General features: G+C 67.5%; 18 protein-coding genes. 9 read left to right on the top strand and 9 right to left on the bottom strand.

Annotated elements, in window-relative coordinates; all coding sequences use genetic code 11:
* Window positions 1-7: 7 nt before the first annotated feature.
* The gene (locus V5F48_RS21425) at window positions 8-688 is read right to left on the bottom strand and encodes a hypothetical protein (protein ID WP_394260260.1); all 681 of its coding nucleotides are present in this window, start codon (window positions 686-688) and stop codon (window positions 8-10) included.
* Window positions 689-871: 183 nt separating this feature from the next.
* Between V5F48_RS21425 and V5F48_RS21430 the strand changes: the two genes are divergently transcribed.
* The gene (locus V5F48_RS21430) at window positions 872-1234 is read left to right on the top strand and encodes a DMT family protein (RefSeq protein ID WP_394260261.1); all 363 of its coding nucleotides are present in this window, start codon (window positions 872-874) and stop codon (window positions 1232-1234) included.
* Between the two features lie 18 nt (window positions 1235-1252).
* On the opposite strand, the gene V5F48_RS21435 is transcribed toward V5F48_RS21430, so the two are convergent.
* From V5F48_RS21435 to V5F48_RS21450, 4 genes are all read right to left on the bottom strand, one after another.
* The gene (locus V5F48_RS21435; RefSeq protein ID WP_394260262.1) at window positions 1253-2617 is read right to left on the bottom strand and encodes an 8-oxoguanine deaminase; all 1365 of its coding nucleotides are present in this window, start codon (window positions 2615-2617) and stop codon (window positions 1253-1255) included.
* Window positions 2618-2732: 115 nt separating this feature from the next.
* Window positions 2733-3887 (bottom strand): PQQ-dependent sugar dehydrogenase, encoded by a 1155-nt coding sequence (locus V5F48_RS21440; protein ID WP_394260263.1) that lies wholly within the window; start codon window positions 3885-3887, stop codon window positions 2733-2735.
* A gap of 97 nt (window positions 3888-3984) precedes the next feature.
* Complete coding sequence (locus V5F48_RS21445) at window positions 3985-4431, bottom strand: hypothetical protein (protein WP_394260264.1); 447 nt, start codon at window positions 4429-4431, stop codon at window positions 3985-3987.
* Window positions 4432-4530: 99 nt separating this feature from the next.
* Window positions 4531-5154 carry a glutathione S-transferase family protein gene (locus tag V5F48_RS21450; protein WP_394260265.1) on the bottom strand — a complete coding sequence of 208 codons (624 nt, stop codon included), beginning with the start codon at window positions 5152-5154 and terminating at the stop codon, window positions 4531-4533.
* A gap of 298 nt (window positions 5155-5452) precedes the next feature.
* On the opposite strand from V5F48_RS21450, the gene V5F48_RS21455 reads away from it, so the two are divergent.
* From V5F48_RS21455 to V5F48_RS21465, 3 genes are all read left to right on the top strand, one after another.
* Window positions 5453-6655, top strand: a complete 1203-nt coding sequence (locus V5F48_RS21455; protein ID WP_394111344.1) for a pyridoxal phosphate-dependent aminotransferase — start codon at window positions 5453-5455, stop codon at window positions 6653-6655.
* A 136-nt stretch (window positions 6656-6791) separates the two neighbouring features.
* Entirely contained in the window at window positions 6792-7265 is a 474-nt protein-coding gene (locus V5F48_RS21460) for a DUF992 domain-containing protein (protein WP_394260266.1), read from the top strand.
* 243 nt (window positions 7266-7508) lie between these two features.
* Window positions 7509-8015, top strand: a complete 507-nt coding sequence (locus V5F48_RS21465; RefSeq protein WP_394111342.1) for a DUF992 domain-containing protein — start codon at window positions 7509-7511, stop codon at window positions 8013-8015.
* A gap of 153 nt (window positions 8016-8168) precedes the next feature.
* Here V5F48_RS21465 and V5F48_RS21470 read toward each other — a convergent pair whose 3' ends face one another.
* Window positions 8169-8303, bottom strand: coding sequence for a hypothetical protein (locus tag V5F48_RS21470; protein ID WP_394260267.1), 135 nt, complete (start codon window positions 8301-8303; stop codon window positions 8169-8171).
* On the opposite strand from V5F48_RS21470, the gene V5F48_RS21475 reads away from it, so the two are divergent.
* The gene (locus tag V5F48_RS21475; RefSeq protein WP_394111340.1) at window positions 8302-8721 is read left to right on the top strand and encodes a DUF992 domain-containing protein; all 420 of its coding nucleotides are present in this window, start codon (window positions 8302-8304) and stop codon (window positions 8719-8721) included. The genes V5F48_RS21470 and V5F48_RS21475 overlap by 2 nt on opposite strands.
* A gap of 26 nt (window positions 8722-8747) precedes the next feature.
* On the opposite strand, the gene msrP is transcribed toward V5F48_RS21475, so the two are convergent.
* Window positions 8748-9713 carry a protein-methionine-sulfoxide reductase catalytic subunit MsrP gene (gene msrP, locus V5F48_RS21480; RefSeq protein ID WP_394260268.1) on the bottom strand — a complete coding sequence of 322 codons (966 nt, stop codon included), beginning with the start codon at window positions 9711-9713 and terminating at the stop codon, window positions 8748-8750.
* A 128-nt stretch (window positions 9714-9841) separates the two neighbouring features.
* Window positions 9842-11116 (bottom strand): type III PLP-dependent enzyme domain-containing protein, encoded by a 1275-nt coding sequence (locus tag V5F48_RS21485; protein ID WP_394260287.1) that lies wholly within the window; start codon window positions 11114-11116, stop codon window positions 9842-9844.
* 283 nt (window positions 11117-11399) lie between these two features.
* Between V5F48_RS21485 and V5F48_RS21490 the strand changes: the two genes are divergently transcribed.
* From V5F48_RS21490 to V5F48_RS21505, 4 genes are all read left to right on the top strand, one after another.
* A complete protein-coding gene (locus V5F48_RS21490) occupies window positions 11400-11921 on the top strand; it encodes a hypothetical protein (RefSeq protein ID WP_394260269.1) in 522 nt (173 codons plus the stop codon).
* Complete coding sequence (locus V5F48_RS21495; RefSeq protein WP_394260270.1) at window positions 11918-12604, top strand: ribonuclease T2 family protein; 687 nt, start codon at window positions 11918-11920, stop codon at window positions 12602-12604. Before V5F48_RS21490 ends, V5F48_RS21495 begins: the two co-directional genes overlap by 4 nt.
* Window positions 12605-12623: 19 nt before the next feature.
* Window positions 12624-13484, top strand: a complete 861-nt coding sequence (locus V5F48_RS21500) for a 23S rRNA (adenine(2030)-N(6))-methyltransferase RlmJ (RefSeq protein WP_394260271.1) — start codon at window positions 12624-12626, stop codon at window positions 13482-13484.
* Window positions 13485-13607: 123 nt separating this feature from the next.
* On the top strand, window positions 13608-14207 hold the full coding sequence (locus V5F48_RS21505) for a glutathione S-transferase N-terminal domain-containing protein (RefSeq protein ID WP_394260272.1): 600 nt from the start codon (window positions 13608-13610) through the stop codon (window positions 14205-14207).
* A gap of 50 nt (window positions 14208-14257) precedes the next feature.
* On the opposite strand, the gene V5F48_RS21510 is transcribed toward V5F48_RS21505, so the two are convergent.
* Window positions 14258-15694, bottom strand: coding sequence for an aspartate aminotransferase family protein (locus V5F48_RS21510; RefSeq protein WP_394260273.1), 1437 nt, complete (start codon window positions 15692-15694; stop codon window positions 14258-14260).
* Window positions 15695-15772: the final 78 nt, after the last annotated feature.

Below are 15772 nucleotides of genomic sequence, written 5' to 3' on the forward strand. Positions count from 1 at the left end.
CCTTGGGTCAGCTGGCGGGTGTGCGCAGGATCGGCACGAATGAGAAGACGAGGCCCTTGCCGGAGAAGCCGAGGTTAAGTGTCCTTGAGAAGGTCGACTTCACCGTGGGCTCGATCTGGCCCAGCTTAGCCGTGACGCTGGCATCGAACCCGATACCCTGCTTTCGCTGGAAGACAAGATCGCCGACATAAGTCGCTTTCACCTGATAGATGCCTTCGTTCTTGTGGCGCGTAATCCCCCTGCGACATTTGGGGTCCTTAAGCAGCCCCTCGAACACCGTCTCCGCCGACACCTCAGAGATCGTGTATTTTGTCACATTGGTTAACTTGTACTCGTAATAGTCAGAAACGTTCCCCGACAGGCCGAGCGAAATGAGCTTTGTGCTCAACCCGCTCAGCGAGCCCTGCAGCCGCGTATCGAGCAGCAGGTTAATGTCGGCGACCGTTTGAACAGTCGGATTGGCAATGCCGAAAACTGTAAGATCAGGCCGTGTGTCGCACAGGGACTCCAGGGAAGTGGGAGTCTCCAGCTGCGCGGTCGGTCGTTCAGCAACGTAATAGAGAGAGCCGACATAGATACCTGACTGCGGCGGCACCAGCTCCCGAGCCCCGAGGGCCGGACCACGGTTCGTCGCACAGCCCGCCGTTGCCAATGCCATTCCCAAAACTGCAGCCAATTGCGTCTTCATACTTGCCCCCGTTTCCCAGCGAAGGCGTGCATTTCGCGAGAATATACAACCCTTATCAATATGATTCAATTTTTGCAATTTTAAATTGCATACGTTCCCAAGCCCGAGAACGTTCTGCGCGATGGCTTTGATCCGCCACATCGACGGATTAGGAGGAGGGCTCGGAACGGATGCCCCTGCCCCATGCCCTCCCTCACGACCCTCCTGCCGCCTCAGATCCTCCCCATCGTGATGCTGGTTGCCTCCAACGTCTTCATGACGTTCGCGTGGTACGGGCATCTCAAGCACAAGTCGTCGCCGCTGGTGCTGGCGATTCTCGCCAGCTGGGGCATCGCGTTTTTTGAGTATTGCCTCGCCGTTCCCGCCAACCGATTCGGCTCGGAGGTCTATTCCACGGCCCAGCTGAAGACCATGCAGGAGGTCATCACCCTCCTCGTCTTCGCCGGCTTCTCGGTGCTCTATCTGAAAGAGCCGCTGGGCTGGAACCACCTCGTGGGGTTCACCTTCATCTCCGCCGGGGCCTTTTTCATCTTCCACAAGTTCTGAGCGGCGCCGCTCCCACCCTCAGGACGGTACCAGCGCCGCCAGTTCGTCGGCGAAGGCGTTGTGCCGCCGCACCGTCGCGGGCACGTCGATGGTGAGCAGGCGGCCGTCGCGCACCACCACGCGGCCGTTGATCACGCTCACGCTCACCTGCTGCGGCGCGCAGAACAGGAGCGCCGTCACCGGATCGTGCAGCGCCCCGGCATAGGCCAGCGCCGCCATGTCGAAGGCGACGAAATCCGCCGCCATGTCCGGGGCAAGGGCGCCGATATCGTCCCGGCCCAGCACCCGCGCCCCGCCCCGCGTCGCCAGCTCCAGCGCGGTGCGCGCACTCATGGCGTCGGGGCCGAAGGCGACGCGCTGCAGCAGCATGGCCTGCCGCGCCTCGGCCAGAAGATGGCCGCTGTCGTTGGAGGCCGAGCCATCCACGCCGAGGCCCACCGGGATGCCTTCCGCCCGGAAGCGCTTCACCGGCGTGATGCCCGAGCCGAGCCGCATGTTGGAGCACGGGCAATGGGCGATGCCGGTACCCGTGCGGGCGAACAGGGCGATGCCCGCCTCGTCCAGCTTCACGCAGTGGGCGTGCCACACATCCGGCCCCACCCAGCCCAGCTCGCGGACATATTCGGTGGGTCCCATGCCGAAGGTCTTGTGGGAAAAGGCGATATCCGAATCGTTCTCGGCGAGATGGGTGTGCAGGGTGAGGCCGTTGGCGCGGGCGAGGCGGGCGGTCTCCCGCATCAGCTCGTGGCTCACGGTGAAGGGCGAGCACGGCGCCAGCACCACCCGCAGCATGGAGAAGCGGGCCGGGTCGTGATAGGCGCCGATGAGACGCTCGGCGTCCTTCATCACGAAGCCCTCGTCCTCCACCACCCGGTCGGGGGGCAGGCCGCCCTTGCTCTCGCCCACGCTCATGGAGCCGCGGGCGGCGTGGAAGCGCATGCCGATTTGCCGCGCGGCGCGGATGGAATCGTCGAGCCGCACCCCGTTGGGGTAAATATAGAGGTGGTCGGACGAGGTGGTGCAGCCGGAGAGGATCAGCTCCGCCATGGCGGTGAGGGTCGCCGTCTCCACCATCTCGCCGGTCAGGCCGGCCCACAGCGGATAGAGTGCGCGCAGCCAGTCGAACAATTCGCCGTCCTGCGCCGCCGGCACCGCGCGGGTCAGGCTCTGCACCATGTGGTGGTGGGTGTTGACGAGGCCGGGAATCACCACATGGCCGGCAAGGTCGATGATTTCGTCCGCCTGCGCCGGGAGGTCGGCGGCGCGCCCCACCGCGACGATGCGCCCGTCCTCCGCATAGAGCCCGCCGCCCGGGATCTCCCGGCGCTCTCCATCCATGGTGACGAGGACGAGGGCGTTGCGGGCAAGCAGCGTCTGGGCCATGGGGTCTCCGCGAAACAGGGCGCCGGCCACGCAAAGCCCGACGCCATCGGCGACCCGATGTTAGGGGTGATGCGGACCCAAGGGAATCCTGTCAGTGGCCATCATTTGGGGGCAGTCATTTGCCGGCGGCGGGCACCACGCGCAGGATCTCGCCGGTGTCGTCGGTGGCGAGCCACAGCGCCCCGTCCGGCCCCTGCCGCACGTCGCGGATGCGCTTGCCCAGCGCAAGGCGCTCCTCGCCGGTGACGGCGCCGTCGCGGATCTTCACCTCCACCAGCGCCTGCCCCGCCAGCGCGCCGACGAAAAGCTGGCCCCTGAAGGCGGGCAGGAGATCAGCGGAATAGAAAGCGGCGCCCGACGGGGCGATGGAGGGGTCCCAATAGAACAGGGGCTGCTCCATGCCCTCCTTGCGCGTGCCGACGCCGATCTTGGCGCCGGAATAGTGCCGGCCATAGGCGATGACGGGCCAGCCGTAGTTCTTGCCCGCCTCCGGCCGGTTCACCTCGTCACCGCCGCGCGGGCCGTGCTCCACGGTCCACAGCCGGCCGGTGGCGGGCTCGATGACGCCCGCCTGCACGTTGCGGTGCCCATAGCTGAAGATTTCCGGCCGCGCGCCGGGACGATCGCGGAACGGATTGTCCGCCGGGATCGAGCCGTCGGGGGCGATGCGCACCACCTTGCCGAGGGTGGTGGAGAGGTCCTGCGCCTTGTCCATCAGGTCGAAGCGATCGCCCAGCGTCACGAACAGCATGCCATCCGGCGCGAACACCAGGCGCGAGCCGAAATGGTTACCGCCGGAATGGCCGGGCTGCTGGCGGAAGATCACCTGCAGGTCGCTGAGTTTGCTGAAGTCCTCCGACAGGCGCCCGCGCGCCACGGAGGTGGCGGCGCCGTCCGGGCGCGGCTCGGAATAGCTCAGATAGACGAGGCGATTGGTGGCGAAGGCGGGGTCCAGCGCCACGTCCAGCAAGCCGCCCTGCCCCCGCGCCGCCACCTGGGGCACGCCGGCGATGGGCGGCATCAGCTGTCCGGACCTGTCCACCACGCGCAGGCGCCCCTCCCGCTCGGTCACGAGGAGGCGGCCGTCGGGCAGGAAGGCGATGGCCCAGGGATGCTCCAGCCCCTCGGCAAAGGGCACCACCCGCACCGCTTCCCCGGCGAAGCGCCGGGGCGCGCCGGCCTCCTCGGCAGCGAAGGCCATGGCGCCGGCGACAAGGAGACCGAGGACCGCCAGGGCAGCAAGGACCGCGCGGCGACCGGGACGGGGCAAGGAAAGACGTCGACGCTGATCGCGCCGGACCAGCGCATCCCGCACATTCGGTGGGAGGGCGTGAAACCGAGGGTCGGGGCGCAGTTGCATCGCCGGCTCAGCGCGGCCGGCGGGACGGCTCGACATCACCCGCGATGCGAGATCTGGCGCGGGACAGGCGCTGCGCCGCACGGCGGCTGACCAGCAGGAACGCGCCGACCATGGCAAGCCCGAGCAAAATCACCGAGTGGTCCATCACGCCGTTGACGATGAATTGGCTGGCGGCGGCCGCATGCTCCGCGCTCAGCACGAAGGCAACGGCACCGATGGCAAGCATGAGCGCGAAGGTGAGAGCGGCCTGGGCAAGCGCATCGCCCACCTTGTGGTCGCGCACGGCGCGGGCAAGCAGTTCCGGATCAGCCGACGATATGCCCGCGCCCGGACGATCAAGCCGCCCCAGGGTGAAGTGCCCCACTTCCATGTCACACCGTCCGGACATGATGATCTCGCTTAAGTAGAACGCAACCAACAAACATCGACGCTTGCGAATCAGTTCCGCCGACACCTGCGAGAGTGGAAGGGAATCGTGGCGTGACAGCGGCTTGGCTTTTGCACATCATGGCAAGATGATGTCGAGCGCTCACGGAACCGCGATTGATCCCCGCTATGCTGCCGCGACAGACGGCCGCCATTCCATGTCCACATGGTCGGGCTCCGCCGCAACCCGCTCCAGCCATGCCCGCACGGCGGGGAAACCCTGCAGCGAGAAGTCGCCTTCCTCGGCCACGTGGGTGTGGGCATAAAGCGCCATGTCGGCGATGGTGAGGGTCGCGCCCACGAAGAAGCGCCGGTCGCCCAGATGGCGCTCCATCACCCTGAGGGCGGCGTAGCCCTCCTCCATCCAGCGGTCCACGTCGTGGGTGCGCAGGTCCCGCCCGCCCCGCACCTGCCGGAGCCAGAACCGCGCGGCGGCGATGCCGGGCTCGTGGCTGTGCTGCTCGAAGAACATCCAGCGCAGCACCTCCGCCCGATCGAAGGCATCGGCAGGCAGAAAGCGGGTGCCCTCCGCCAAGTAGAACAGGATGGCATTGGACTCCGCGAGGAACCGCCCGTCCACCTCCAGCAGCGGCACTCGCCCTTCCGGATTGCGGGCGCGGAAATCGGGGGTGCGGTTCTCGCCGGCGAAGATATCCACCTCCACCAGATGAAACGGCCGGCCGAGCTGCGCCAGCATGAGGCGCACCTTGTAGGAATTGCCCGAGGCCTGGGTGGAATAGAGCGTCAGCACCCGTCCCCTCCCCGAAATCCAAGGTATTTCACTCGGATCGCCGCATGAACCGCGCCGATTGAGCCTGGTCGCCGCGCTTTCATGTGGCCCGAGCGTTGCGCTGCCGCAAGGGCGCCGCGCGCGCCGCGTCGATCCATCACGCGCGCGTGCCGCAATATTCAAGATCCTTGCTTGTTTGCGGGCGGCGGCTGAACTAGTGTCCGCGCCGCGTCGGCAGGAGCCGGCCGCGATCCTGCCACATGCCCAGCCCGCGCCGCCTGTGCCTCGTGCGGCCGGGCGCGCCCGGAGCCCAAAGGCCATGAGCCTCATCTCGTCCGCACTGAAGCGCATCAAGCCCTCGCAGACCATCGCCATCTCCAACAAGGCGCGGGAGCTCAAGGCGGCCGGGCGGGACATCATCGCGCTCTCCGCCGGTGAGCCGGACTTCGACACGCCCGAGAACATCAAGGAAGCGGCCATCGCCGCCATCCGCCGCGGCGAGACCAAGTACACGGCGGTGGACGGCATTCCCGAGCTGAAGGCCGCCATCTGCCGCAAGTTCAAGCGCGAGAACGACCTCGACTACAAGCCGGCGCAGGTCACGGTGGGCACCGGCGGCAAGCAGGTGCTGTTCAACGCCCTGGTCGCGACGGTGGATGCCGGCGACGAGGTGCTGATCCCCGCGCCCTATTGGGTGAGCTATCCGGACATCGTGGAATTCTGCGGCGGCAAGCCGGTGCCGGTGATGACCACCATCGAGGACAACTTCAAGCTGCGTCCCGACGTGCTGGAAGCCGCCATCACCCCCAAGACCAAGTGGCTCATCTTCAACTCGCCGTCCAACCCCTCGGGCGCGGCCTATTCCTTCGACGAGCTGAAGGCGATCACCGACGTGCTGGTGAAGTATCCCCAGGTGTGGATCCTCACCGACGACATGTATGAGCACCTGGTCTACGACGACTTCAAGTTCGTCACCCCCGCCCAGGTGGAGCCCAGGCTCTACAACCGCACGCTGACCATGAACGGCGTGTCGAAGGCCTATTGCATGACCGGCTGGCGTATCGGCTATGCCGCCGGCCCCGAAGCGCTCATCAAGGCCATGGGCACGCTGCAGTCCCAGTCCACCTCCAACCCCTCCTCCATCGCCCAGTGGGCGGCACTGGAGGCGCTGGACGGGCCGCAGGACTTCATCGCCGCCAACAACGCGGTGTTCAAGGAACGCCGCGACCTGGTGGTGTCCATGCTGAACCAGGCGAAGGGCCTTAACTGCCCCAAGCCGGAAGGCGCCTTCTACGTGTTCCCGTCGTGCGCCGGCACCATCGGCAAGACCACGCCCGGCGGCGTCACCATCGCGACGGACGAAGACTTCGCCACCCAACTGCTGGAGGCGGAAGGCGTTGCCGTGGTGCATGGCTCGGCGTTCGGCCTCGCCCCGGCATTCCGTATCTCCTATGCCACCGCCACGTCGGACCTTGAGGAAGCCTGCCGGCGCATCCAGCGCTTCTGCGGCTCCCTGAACTGAAAGCCGGCACAGGATTGGAAAAAAAGGAACTTGTGCCCGTTTGAAGCGTTGGCGCAGCAGTGAGGTCTGGGCTAAGGCTTCGCCGTCGTCGGGTGCAGGGATCAACCCGCCCGCTTCCCACAGGAGGAACGACATCATGAAGACTGTTCTCAAGGCCGGCCTCGCGGCTGCCGCCCTTCTCTCCGTCGGCGCCGTGCCTGCGTCCGCCCAGTCTCGCGTCCAGGTGGGCACGCTGAGCTGCAACCTCGCGCCGAACGTGAGCTTCGTCCTCGGCTCCGTGCGTGAGATGAGCTGCAGCTTCCTGCCGTCCTCGCGCAGCGCCCAGGCCGGCACCTACCAGGGCGTGACCCGCCGCTTCGGCATCGACCTCGGCTTCAGCACCTCCGGCCGCATGGTTTGGGCCGTCTTCGCCCCCACCGCCGTGGTCGGCCGCGGCGCCCTGCGCGGCACCTATGTGGGCGCCTCCAGCAACGCCGCGTTCGGCGTGGGTCTCGGCGCCAACGTGCTGGTGGGCGGTTCGTCCAACACCATCGCGCTGCAGCCGCTCTCCGTTGAAGGCCAGACCGGCGTCAACCTCGCCCTCGGCGTTGCCGACCTGACCCTGCGCTGATTCGGCCGCGCCCGCGGCGAGGCGTGCCGAAAAGCGCGTTCCGCCGCGATCGTTGCGCAGCCTTAAGACCGACAATGCACCCCCGGCCGATGGTCGGGGGTGCATTCGTTTTCATGGTGCCCCAACGCGTTACGGGCACGCCCGCTGCGCCATTTTCCCGACCGCGCCATGCCCCTGCGCAAGGCGGTTGCACGCCGATCGCGCCCACCGTACCTCTGCGCACGCCGCAACCCGGGGGTCCTCATGCGCGCTTCCTTCGCCGCCGTATCCGCTTTCGTCCTCGCTCTCGCCGCCGTGCCGGCAACCGCCCAGACGCCGCCCGCCCCGATCACGCCCAAGGTCCAGTCGGGCATGCTGGTGTGCAAGGTGGCGCCGTCCATCGGCTTCATCCTCGGGTCCCTGCGCGAGATGGGCTGCGAGTTCCGTGACACCAGCGTGCAGCCCTATATGGTGAAGTCCCGCTACAAGGGCACCATCGCGCGCTTCGGCATCGACATCGGCGCGCTGGCTGCCGACACCCTCGCCTGGGCGGTGTTCGCCCCGTCCGCGACCGTGGCGCCCAGCGACATCGCCGGCAGCTATGTGGGCGTCTCGGTGGATGCGGCCTGGACCATCGGCGGCGGCACCAACATCCTGCTCGGCGGCTCCAGCAACCAGATCGCCCTGCAGACCGTCTCGGTGGAAGGCATGGTCGGGGCGGACATCGCCGCCGGCGTTGCCGACCTCACCCTGGTGCTGCTCCCCAACTGAGGTCCGCAGGGCCTTTTCCGGCAAGGCGCTGCCTTTTTCGACAGCGCCTTGCCTCGCTTCACGAAAAAGTCGGATCTTGGGCGCCAGATTGACCTTTGTCGGATCGCGCGGGCGGTCTGACGCGTCGACCTTGTTGCGGGGGTCCGGAATGTCTCATTTTCTCGCCCGGCTGATGGCTCCGGGCGCTACTGCTGCGTCGTCCTGCGTCGCGATCCGTTGCGCCGCAATTTCCTGCGTCGCATTTTCTTGCGTCGCGATTTCTTGCGGGGCACTGGCGGGCGCGACCATGCCGCAGGTCTCCGCCGGGCTGCTGGAATGCCGGGGCGAGTTCGCCACCGCCTACGGCTTCGGCTCCACCCGGAAAGTGCGCTGCGAGTTTCGCCCCTCCATGGGGATGAACCATTATTATGCGGGCACCCTCGACCGGGTCGGCCTCGATTTCGGCATCTCCGATCAGGCCAGCATGCTGTGGGCGGTGCTCGCCACTGGGCCGAAGGTGGATCCGGGGGCGCTGGCCGGCACCTATGTGGGCCTGTCCACCGGCTTCTCCCTGGGCCCGGGCTTCTCGGCCAACATGCTGGCCTCGCAGGATGCCACCCGCCAGGTGACGCTGCAGCCCGTCAGCATCTCCTCCGACAGCGGCCTCAGCGTCTCCATCACCGGCGCCACACTCACGCTCGCCCCCTCCGCGCACATCCCCCAGTGAGGCTGGGGAATGTGTGCGAATCTCCTTCAAAACCAGATCTTTTCCGTCTCCCGGCCGGCATAGAGACCGGCGACGAATGCGCCGTAGCCGTTGAAAAGCTCGGTGGGGCGGCGGTTGCCGGTGGCGATGTCTTCCTCGGTCGCCTGGCTCCAGCGCGGATGCGGCACCTTGGGGTTCACATTGGCCCAGAAGCCATATTCGGCGCCCTGCACCTCCTCCCAGAAGCTCAGCGGCTGCTTGTCCGTGAAGGTGAAGCGGACGATGCCCTTGATGGATTTGAACCCATACTTCCAGGGCGTGACCAGCCGCAGCGGCGCGCCGAACTGGCCCGGCGCCGGCTTGCCGTAGACGCCGGTGACCAGAAAGGCCAGCTCGTTGGTCGCCTCGGCCAGGGTCAGGCCCTCCACATAGGGCCACGGATAGCGGAAATCCTTTTGATTGGGCGCGACCTTCGGGTTCAGGAAGGTCTCCATCCGCACATATTTCGCGCCCGCCTTGGGACCCGCCAGCGCCACCAGATCCTTCATGGCAAAGCCGGTCCACGGCACCGCCATAGACCAGGCCTCCACGCAGCGGTGGCGATAGAGACGTTCCTCCAGTTGCACCTTCTTGAGCAGGTCGTCGATGCCCAGTTCCTGCGGGTTGTCCACCAGCCCGTCGATCTTCACCAGCCACGGCCGGCGCTCGAAGCGGCCCATGGAGGGGGCGACGTTCTTGGCGTAGCTGAATTCGTAATAATTGTTGACTGTGCTGGACTTAGCCTCCGGCGTCACCGGCCGCTCCAGGGTGTAGCGCGGGTTCTGCGGCGCCGGGTAAAGGCTGGCCGAGGGGTCCGGCAGGTCGCCGACGCGCTGGGCCGCCGCGGGTCCCGCAAGGCCGGCCGCCACCATCATCGCGCCCGCGCCCATCAGCTCCCGGCGGGAGAGGTAGATCCCCTCCGGCGTCGCTGCTGATTCGGGAATTTCCCAGCCCCGTCGGCGTCGAATAAGCATGCTGTGTATCCTCCAATGGCGGCGGAGGATCGCGGCGGCGCCCCTTTGGGGCAATTCAAACGACCGTGTTCTCGATCACCGTTTCGGGTTCGGACGGTGCGCCGGCATGGGCAACTACAAATTCAAGATCACTCCTCCACGCCCCCGCGGCGCTCAGGCTCGGCGAAGCCCTCCGGCGCGTCGCCCGCCTCGAAGGGGGTCTCCACCTCCACGAAAGTGTCCGGATAGAACCCGTTGAAGCGGGTGCGCAGGGACAGGGAATAGGCGCCGATGTGGCCGATCTCGATCCAGTCGCCGGTGTCCACACTCTCGGGCAGGTAGAAGGGGCGCGACAACACGTCCACGCTGTCGCAGGTGGCGCCATAGATGCGGAACGGCTCAATGCGCCCGCTGCCTGATGCGCCCCGCCCCGGCCGCCGGCGGCGGGCCGGATCGGGAATGTGACGCACCGGCAGGAGGATCTTGCCGGTCCACGAATCGGACAGGGACGACCAGATCCCGTCATTGATGTAGAGCCGCTGGCCCTTCTTCAAGAGCACCCGCACGATGACCGAGAAGGCGCGGGCCACGATCACCCGTCCCGGCTCGGCCACCAGCGGGGTGCCGGCAAAGCCATGGCGCTCCACCGCGCCCATGAGACCTGAGATGATCTCGGCCAGCGGCGGCATGGGCGGCGCCGGGCGACGCGGGTTCTGGGCATAGGTGGCGGGAAAGCCGCCGCCCACGTCGAGGGCGACGATGGGCACCCCCGCCGCGGCGCGCACCTCGGCTGCCACCGCCACCGCGCGGGCATAGGTGTCGGGGTCCTCCACCTGGCTGCCCACATGGAAGCACAGGCCGCATTTGATGCCCAGGCCGTGGATGCGCTGGAGCAGTTCCGCCGCATGGCCCGGCGCCGCGCCGAATTTCTTGGACAGCTCGTAGGCCGCATCCCCCTTGGAGGCGATGCGCACGAACAAGGTGAGGTCTTCCGGGTCGAGATCCAGCGCCCGCACCATGCGCACGATCTTGGCCACCTCGTCCTCGTGGTCGAGGGCGGTGGCGCGGATGCGGTAGTGCTCGAGCGCGAGGCGGATGTCCGACTGGGCCTTCACCGGATGCATGTAGAGCAGCTCCGCCCCCGGCGCGGCGGCGCGGGCGGCGGCGAACTCGGCGGGGCTGGCCACGTCGAAGGCGGCAATGCCAGCCCTGGCCAGCACATCCAGCACCATGGGCTCGCCATTGGTCTTCACCGCATAGGCGGTCTTGCCGGGAAAGGCGTCGAGGAAGGCTTTCGCGTCGGCCGCCAGCACATGGGGGCGGAAGCAATAGACCGGCTGGTCCGGCCTCAGATCCAGCGCCGCCTCCCGGCCGGATGCGAAGCGCGGCGCCGCGACGGCGGCGGGCGGTGCGGGAGACGGCATGCTGGCAAAGCGGGACTGCGACATGAACCCTCCCGGTGGGCCGGCGGACGGTGAGTCGGAGTTTGAGCGCGACCCGGGCAAGTTGAACCCATTTGCCCGGTGAATCGCCCTCTAAATTCAGGAAGGAGCATGCCGCATCATTCCGGCGGGAGCACGACAGGCGCCCTGCGTTCATTTTCTGGCAAGGTGTTGCCGCCGTGTCCTTGACCGGGCGAAAACGCCGCCGCATCGTCCCCCGTCAAGTTCGCCCGACATGGGCGGGGGGCCTGAAGTGGAGAGGACCATGCTTTATCGGGCGCGGAGCGCAGCGGCGAAGGCGAAGCGCGCGATGTCCCTCGCGGCGGCATCAGGCGCGGTGAAGGCTGCGGCAGCCGTGGTGGGGCTTGCGCTCCTGACCATGGGCGGAGCCTCCGGCGCCGGTGCGGCGAGCCTTCTGGAAAAGAATTTCTGGCTTTCCGGCCCCAATTATTCCGGCGTCGTGCCGGCCTGCGAGGATCAGCAGGCCCTCGACCTCATCGCCAGCCGATTCGCCGAGACCGAGCGCATGTACTGGTCCTCGGCCCTCGCCATCACCGGCTTCGAGAAGGTGCGCGAGATCGCCTTCCGCCCGTGGGGACCGGAATACCAGCCGCGCCGCTTCTGCAGGGGCACCGTGTTCACCAACGACGCCCGCAAGCGCGCCATCTATTATTCCATCATCGAGGACGGCGGCTTCATCGGCGCCAGCTGGGGCGTGGACTGGTGCGTGGTAGGCCTCGACCGCAGCTATGCCTATGCGCCGTCCTGCAAGATGGCGGGTCCGTGAGGCGCACCCTCGTCGCCTTCGCCAGCGGTCTTGTCGCCGGCCTGCTCTGCTCTGCGCTCGTCGCGGTCTTGACGGGGCCGGCGGCGGCGCAGGACCATGCGCCCGGCCGCTTCGATTTCTACGTGCTGTCCCTCTCCTGGTCCCCCACCTATTGCGAGGACAAGGGCCCGAAGGCGGACAACGAGCCCCAGTGCAGCCGCACCCGCCCCTATGCCTTCGTGGTGCACGGCCTGTGGCCGCAATATGAGCGCGGCTTTCCCGAAAACTGCCAGCGCCCCGCCCCCTACGTGCCCAACCCGCTGGTGAATTCCATGCTGGACGTGATGCCGAGCCGGGGGCTCGTCATCTATGAGTGGAAGAAGCACGGCACCTGCTCCGGCCTTCCGCCGCAGGCCTATTTCGACCTCGTGCGCGCGGCACGGGACAAGGTGGTGATCCCCGCCGAGTTCACCCGCCTCGACGACTACCGCATGGTCGCGCCCTCCGAGGTGGAAAGCGCCTTCCGCACCGCCAATCCCGGCCTGTCGTCCGACATGTTCTCGGTGCAATGCGACCGGCGGCGGCTGACCGAGGTGCGGGTCTGCCTCAGCCAGGACCTCGCCTTCCGCGCCTGCCCCGACGTGGACCGGCGCGCCTGCCGCCTGTCGCGCATGGTGATGCCGCCCGTGCGCAGCGGCAGATGAGGCGGATCAGTCCAAACCCATGAACTACCGCCATTCGTTCCATGCGGGGAACCCCGCCGACGTGATGAAGCACGCCGCCCTTGCCCGCGTGCTCGCCTATCTGAACAAGAAGGAAAACGCCTACCGGGTGCTGGACACCCACGCCGGCGCCGGCCTCTACGACCTGGACGGCGCCAACGCCCAGCGCACGCTGGAAGCAGATACCGGCATCGAGGCGGTGCTGGCCGCCGACCTCGCCGGCACCCTGCCCAAGCCCGCCGCAGCCCTGCTTGCACCTTATCTCGATGCCGTGCGCGCCACCCGCGCCGGCGGCCGCCGGCTTTATCCCGGCTCCCCCGCGCTGGCGCTCGCCCTGTCGCGCCCGCAGGACCGCTTCCTGTTCTGCGAACTGCACAAGGAAGAGCGGGCCAAGCTGGAAAAGCGCGTGGGCGAGGACCCCCGGGTGAAGATCCTGCCCCAGGACGGCTGGCAGGGGATCGCCGCCCATCTGCCGCCCCGCGAGCGGCGCGGGCTGGTGCTGGTGGACCCACCGTTCGAGGAGCCGGGCGAGTTCCAGCGCCTGGTGACGGGACTTGAGGCCGCCACCCAGCGCTTTGCCACCGGCATCATCATGCTGTGGTATCCCATCAAGGACCTCAAGGCGGTGGATGCCTTCCGCCGCGACGTGGCCCGCCTCGGCCTGCCCAAGACGCTGCGGGTGGAGCTGGATTTCGCCACCGTGCGCAGCCTCGACACCCTGTCGGGGTCCGGGCTCATCATCGTCAATCCGCCGTTCACTTTGGCGGACGAGATGCGCACCATCCTCAACGCCCTCGCCCCGCTGCTGGCGCGCGACGGGCAGGGCCGCGCCCGCGTGTCATGGCTCACGCCGGGCGGGTGAGGCCCCGCGCGCTGCACGCTCACCCATTCACGCCGTTGATGACATGCGCTGCGGGTTTTGACTTCCGGCGCAGCGGACCCCGCGCTATCTGAAAGGTCCCTTCTCAGCCCCGGACCTGCCCCCATGCTGCTGCGCTTTTCCGCCACCTCGCCGTTCGTGCGCAAGGTGCGCATCGCCGCCGCGATCCTCGGCCAGACCCTCGAGATCGAGCCCGCCGACACGCTGGACCCGAACGATACCCTGCGTCGGCAGAATCCGCTCGGCAAGGTGCCCGCCCTGCTCACCGACGAGGGCGAGGTGCTGTTCGATTCCTCGGTGATCCTCGCCTATCTCGACTTTCTCGCCGGCAGCGGCCGCATCCTGCCCCTCGACCCCAAGGCGCGCATCGCCGCCCTGCGCAAGGAAGCGCTGGCGGACGGCATGATGGATGCCGGCATCCTGCTGCTCTATGAGGCCCGCTTCCGCCCGGCGGAGAAGCACGAGCCCAAGTGGCTGGACCATCAGGAGGGCAAGCGAACTCGCGCCCTCGCCGCCTTCGAGGCCGATGCCGCCCCCTTCGACGGTACCATCACGGTGGGCGACATCGCACTCGCCTGCGCGCTCGGCTGGTTCGATTTCCGCTTCGAGGGCAAGTGGCGGGCGGACCATCTCAGGCTTGTCGCCTGGTACGAAGCCTTCGCCGCCGCCTGCCCCGGCTTCGCGGAGAGCAAGCCGGTGGCGTGAGGGGGACCTCCAGCCTCATGCCCCGGAGCGGGGCATGAGGTTTTTCTCAACTACACCGAAGCTTGGACCGCGCGCGCCGGAACCCGTGGCACCGGCACCATCATCCCGCGCTTGTGCAATTCGGCATAGGTGAGGTCCAGCACCCGCCAGACGATGGCCACCAGTTCGTCCGCCTCCTCGTGGGAGAGGGTGAAGGGCGGGGCGAGGATCATGCCGTCGCGCACCGCGCGCATCACCAGCCCCTCGCGGAACGAGAAATCGCGGCAGATCAGGCCCACCGTGCCCTCTTCCGCCGCGAACGCCGCGCGGGTGGCCTTTTCCGGCGTCAGCTCCAGCGCGCCGATGAGGCCCACCATGCGCGCCTCGCCCACCAGGGGATGCTCGGCGAGCTTCAGCCAGCGCTCTTGCAGGTACGGCCCGATGTCGGTGCGCACCCGCTCCACCAGCTTTTCCTCGTGCATGATCTTGAGGTTGGCAAGCGCCGCCGCGCAGCCGCCGGGATGGCCCGAATAGGTGAAGCCGTGGTTGAAGTCGCCGCCGTGCTCGATGAAGCCTTCGGCCACCTTGTCGCCGACGATCACACCGCCGAGGGGGAAGTAGCCGGAGGTGATGCCCTTGGCGAAGGTCATGAGGTCCGGCTTCACACCCATGTAATCGGAGCCGAACCAGCGGCCGGTGCGCCCGAACCCGCAGATGACCTCGTCGCATACCAGAAGAACATCACGCTCGCGGCAGATCTTCTCCACTTCCGGCCAGTAATTGGCCGGCGGGATCACCACGCCGCCCGCCCCCTGGATGGGCTCGCCGATGAAGGCGGCCACGTTTTCCGGCCCCGCCTCGTCGATGGCGCGGGCCACCTCGCGGGCGGCGTAGAGGCCGAACTCATCGCGGCCCATCTCCCCGCCCTCGGCCCACCAATAGGGCTGCGCCACATGGATGATGCCGGGAATGGGCAGGCCGCCCTGCGCGTGCATGGGCTTCATGCCGCCCAGCGAGGCCCCGCCGAGGGTGGAGCCGTGATAGCCGTTGCGGCGCGAGATGAAGATGGACTTTTCCGGCTTGCCCAGCGCCGCCCAATAGTGGCGCACCATGCGCAGCACCGTGTCCACCGCCTCCGAGCCGCCGGAGGTGAAGAACACATGGTTCATGTGCGCCGGCGCCACCTCCGAGATGGCGGCGGCCAGTTCCGCCGCGCCGGGATGGGTGGTCTTGAAGAAGGTGTTGTAATAATCGAGCTGGTGGAGCTGCTGGGCGATGGCATCCACGATGGACTTGCGCCCATGCCCGACTTGAGAGCACCACAGGCCCGACATGCCATCGAGGATCCTGTTGCCCTCGCTGTCGAACACATAGACCCCTTCCGCCCGCGTGATGACCCGCACCCCCTCGGCGTTCAGCGCCTTGGTATCGGAGAAGGGGTGGAGGTGGTGCGCCGCATCCAGCGCGCGCCAGTGGGCCGTCGAGTTCGAGAGGGGGGCGGATGTCACGATGGGCTGCTCCGGTGAGGACCACGCAAGGACTGTGTGGAAAGTCATATCGCGAAAGCATGGCCGCGCCCATATGTG

The sequence above is a fragment of the Xanthobacter autotrophicus ATCC 700552 genome (assembly GCF_043194565.1).
Taxonomy (GTDB): Bacteria; Pseudomonadota; Alphaproteobacteria; order Rhizobiales; family Xanthobacteraceae; genus Xanthobacter; species Xanthobacter autotrophicus_F.

Coding starts and splice junctions, on each gene's coding strand:
- V5F48_RS21430 (WP_394260261.1), top strand. CDS start 872: ATGCCCTCCCTCACGACCCTCCTGCCGCCTCAGATCCTCCCCATCGTG.
- V5F48_RS21485 (WP_394260287.1), bottom strand. CDS start 11,116: ATGCCGTCTCCCGCACCGCCCGCCGCCGTCGCGGCGCCGCGCTTCGCA.
- V5F48_RS21460 (WP_394260266.1), top strand. CDS start 6,792: ATGAAGACTGTTCTCAAGGCCGGCCTCGCGGCTGCCGCCCTTCTCTCC.
- V5F48_RS21435 (WP_394260262.1), bottom strand. CDS start 2,617: ATGGCCCAGACGCTGCTTGCCCGCAACGCCCTCGTCCTCGTCACCATG.
- V5F48_RS21475 (WP_394111340.1), top strand. CDS start 8,302: ATGCCGCAGGTCTCCGCCGGGCTGCTGGAATGCCGGGGCGAGTTCGCC.
- V5F48_RS21425 (WP_394260260.1), bottom strand. CDS start 688: ATGAAGACGCAATTGGCTGCAGTTTTGGGAATGGCATTGGCAACGGCG.
- V5F48_RS21465 (WP_394111342.1), top strand. CDS start 7,509: ATGCGCGCTTCCTTCGCCGCCGTATCCGCTTTCGTCCTCGCTCTCGCC.
- V5F48_RS21470 (WP_394260267.1), bottom strand. CDS start 8,303: ATGGTCGCGCCCGCCAGTGCCCCGCAAGAAATCGCGACGCAAGAAAAT.
- msrP (WP_394260268.1), bottom strand. CDS start 9,713: ATGCTTATTCGACGCCGACGGGGCTGGGAAATTCCCGAATCAGCAGCG.
- V5F48_RS21500 (WP_394260271.1), top strand. CDS start 12,624: ATGAACTACCGCCATTCGTTCCATGCGGGGAACCCCGCCGACGTGATG.
- V5F48_RS21455 (WP_394111344.1), top strand. CDS start 5,453: ATGAGCCTCATCTCGTCCGCACTGAAGCGCATCAAGCCCTCGCAGACC.
- V5F48_RS21505 (WP_394260272.1), top strand. CDS start 13,608: ATGCTGCTGCGCTTTTCCGCCACCTCGCCGTTCGTGCGCAAGGTGCGC.
- V5F48_RS21490 (WP_394260269.1), top strand. CDS start 11,400: ATGCTTTATCGGGCGCGGAGCGCAGCGGCGAAGGCGAAGCGCGCGATG.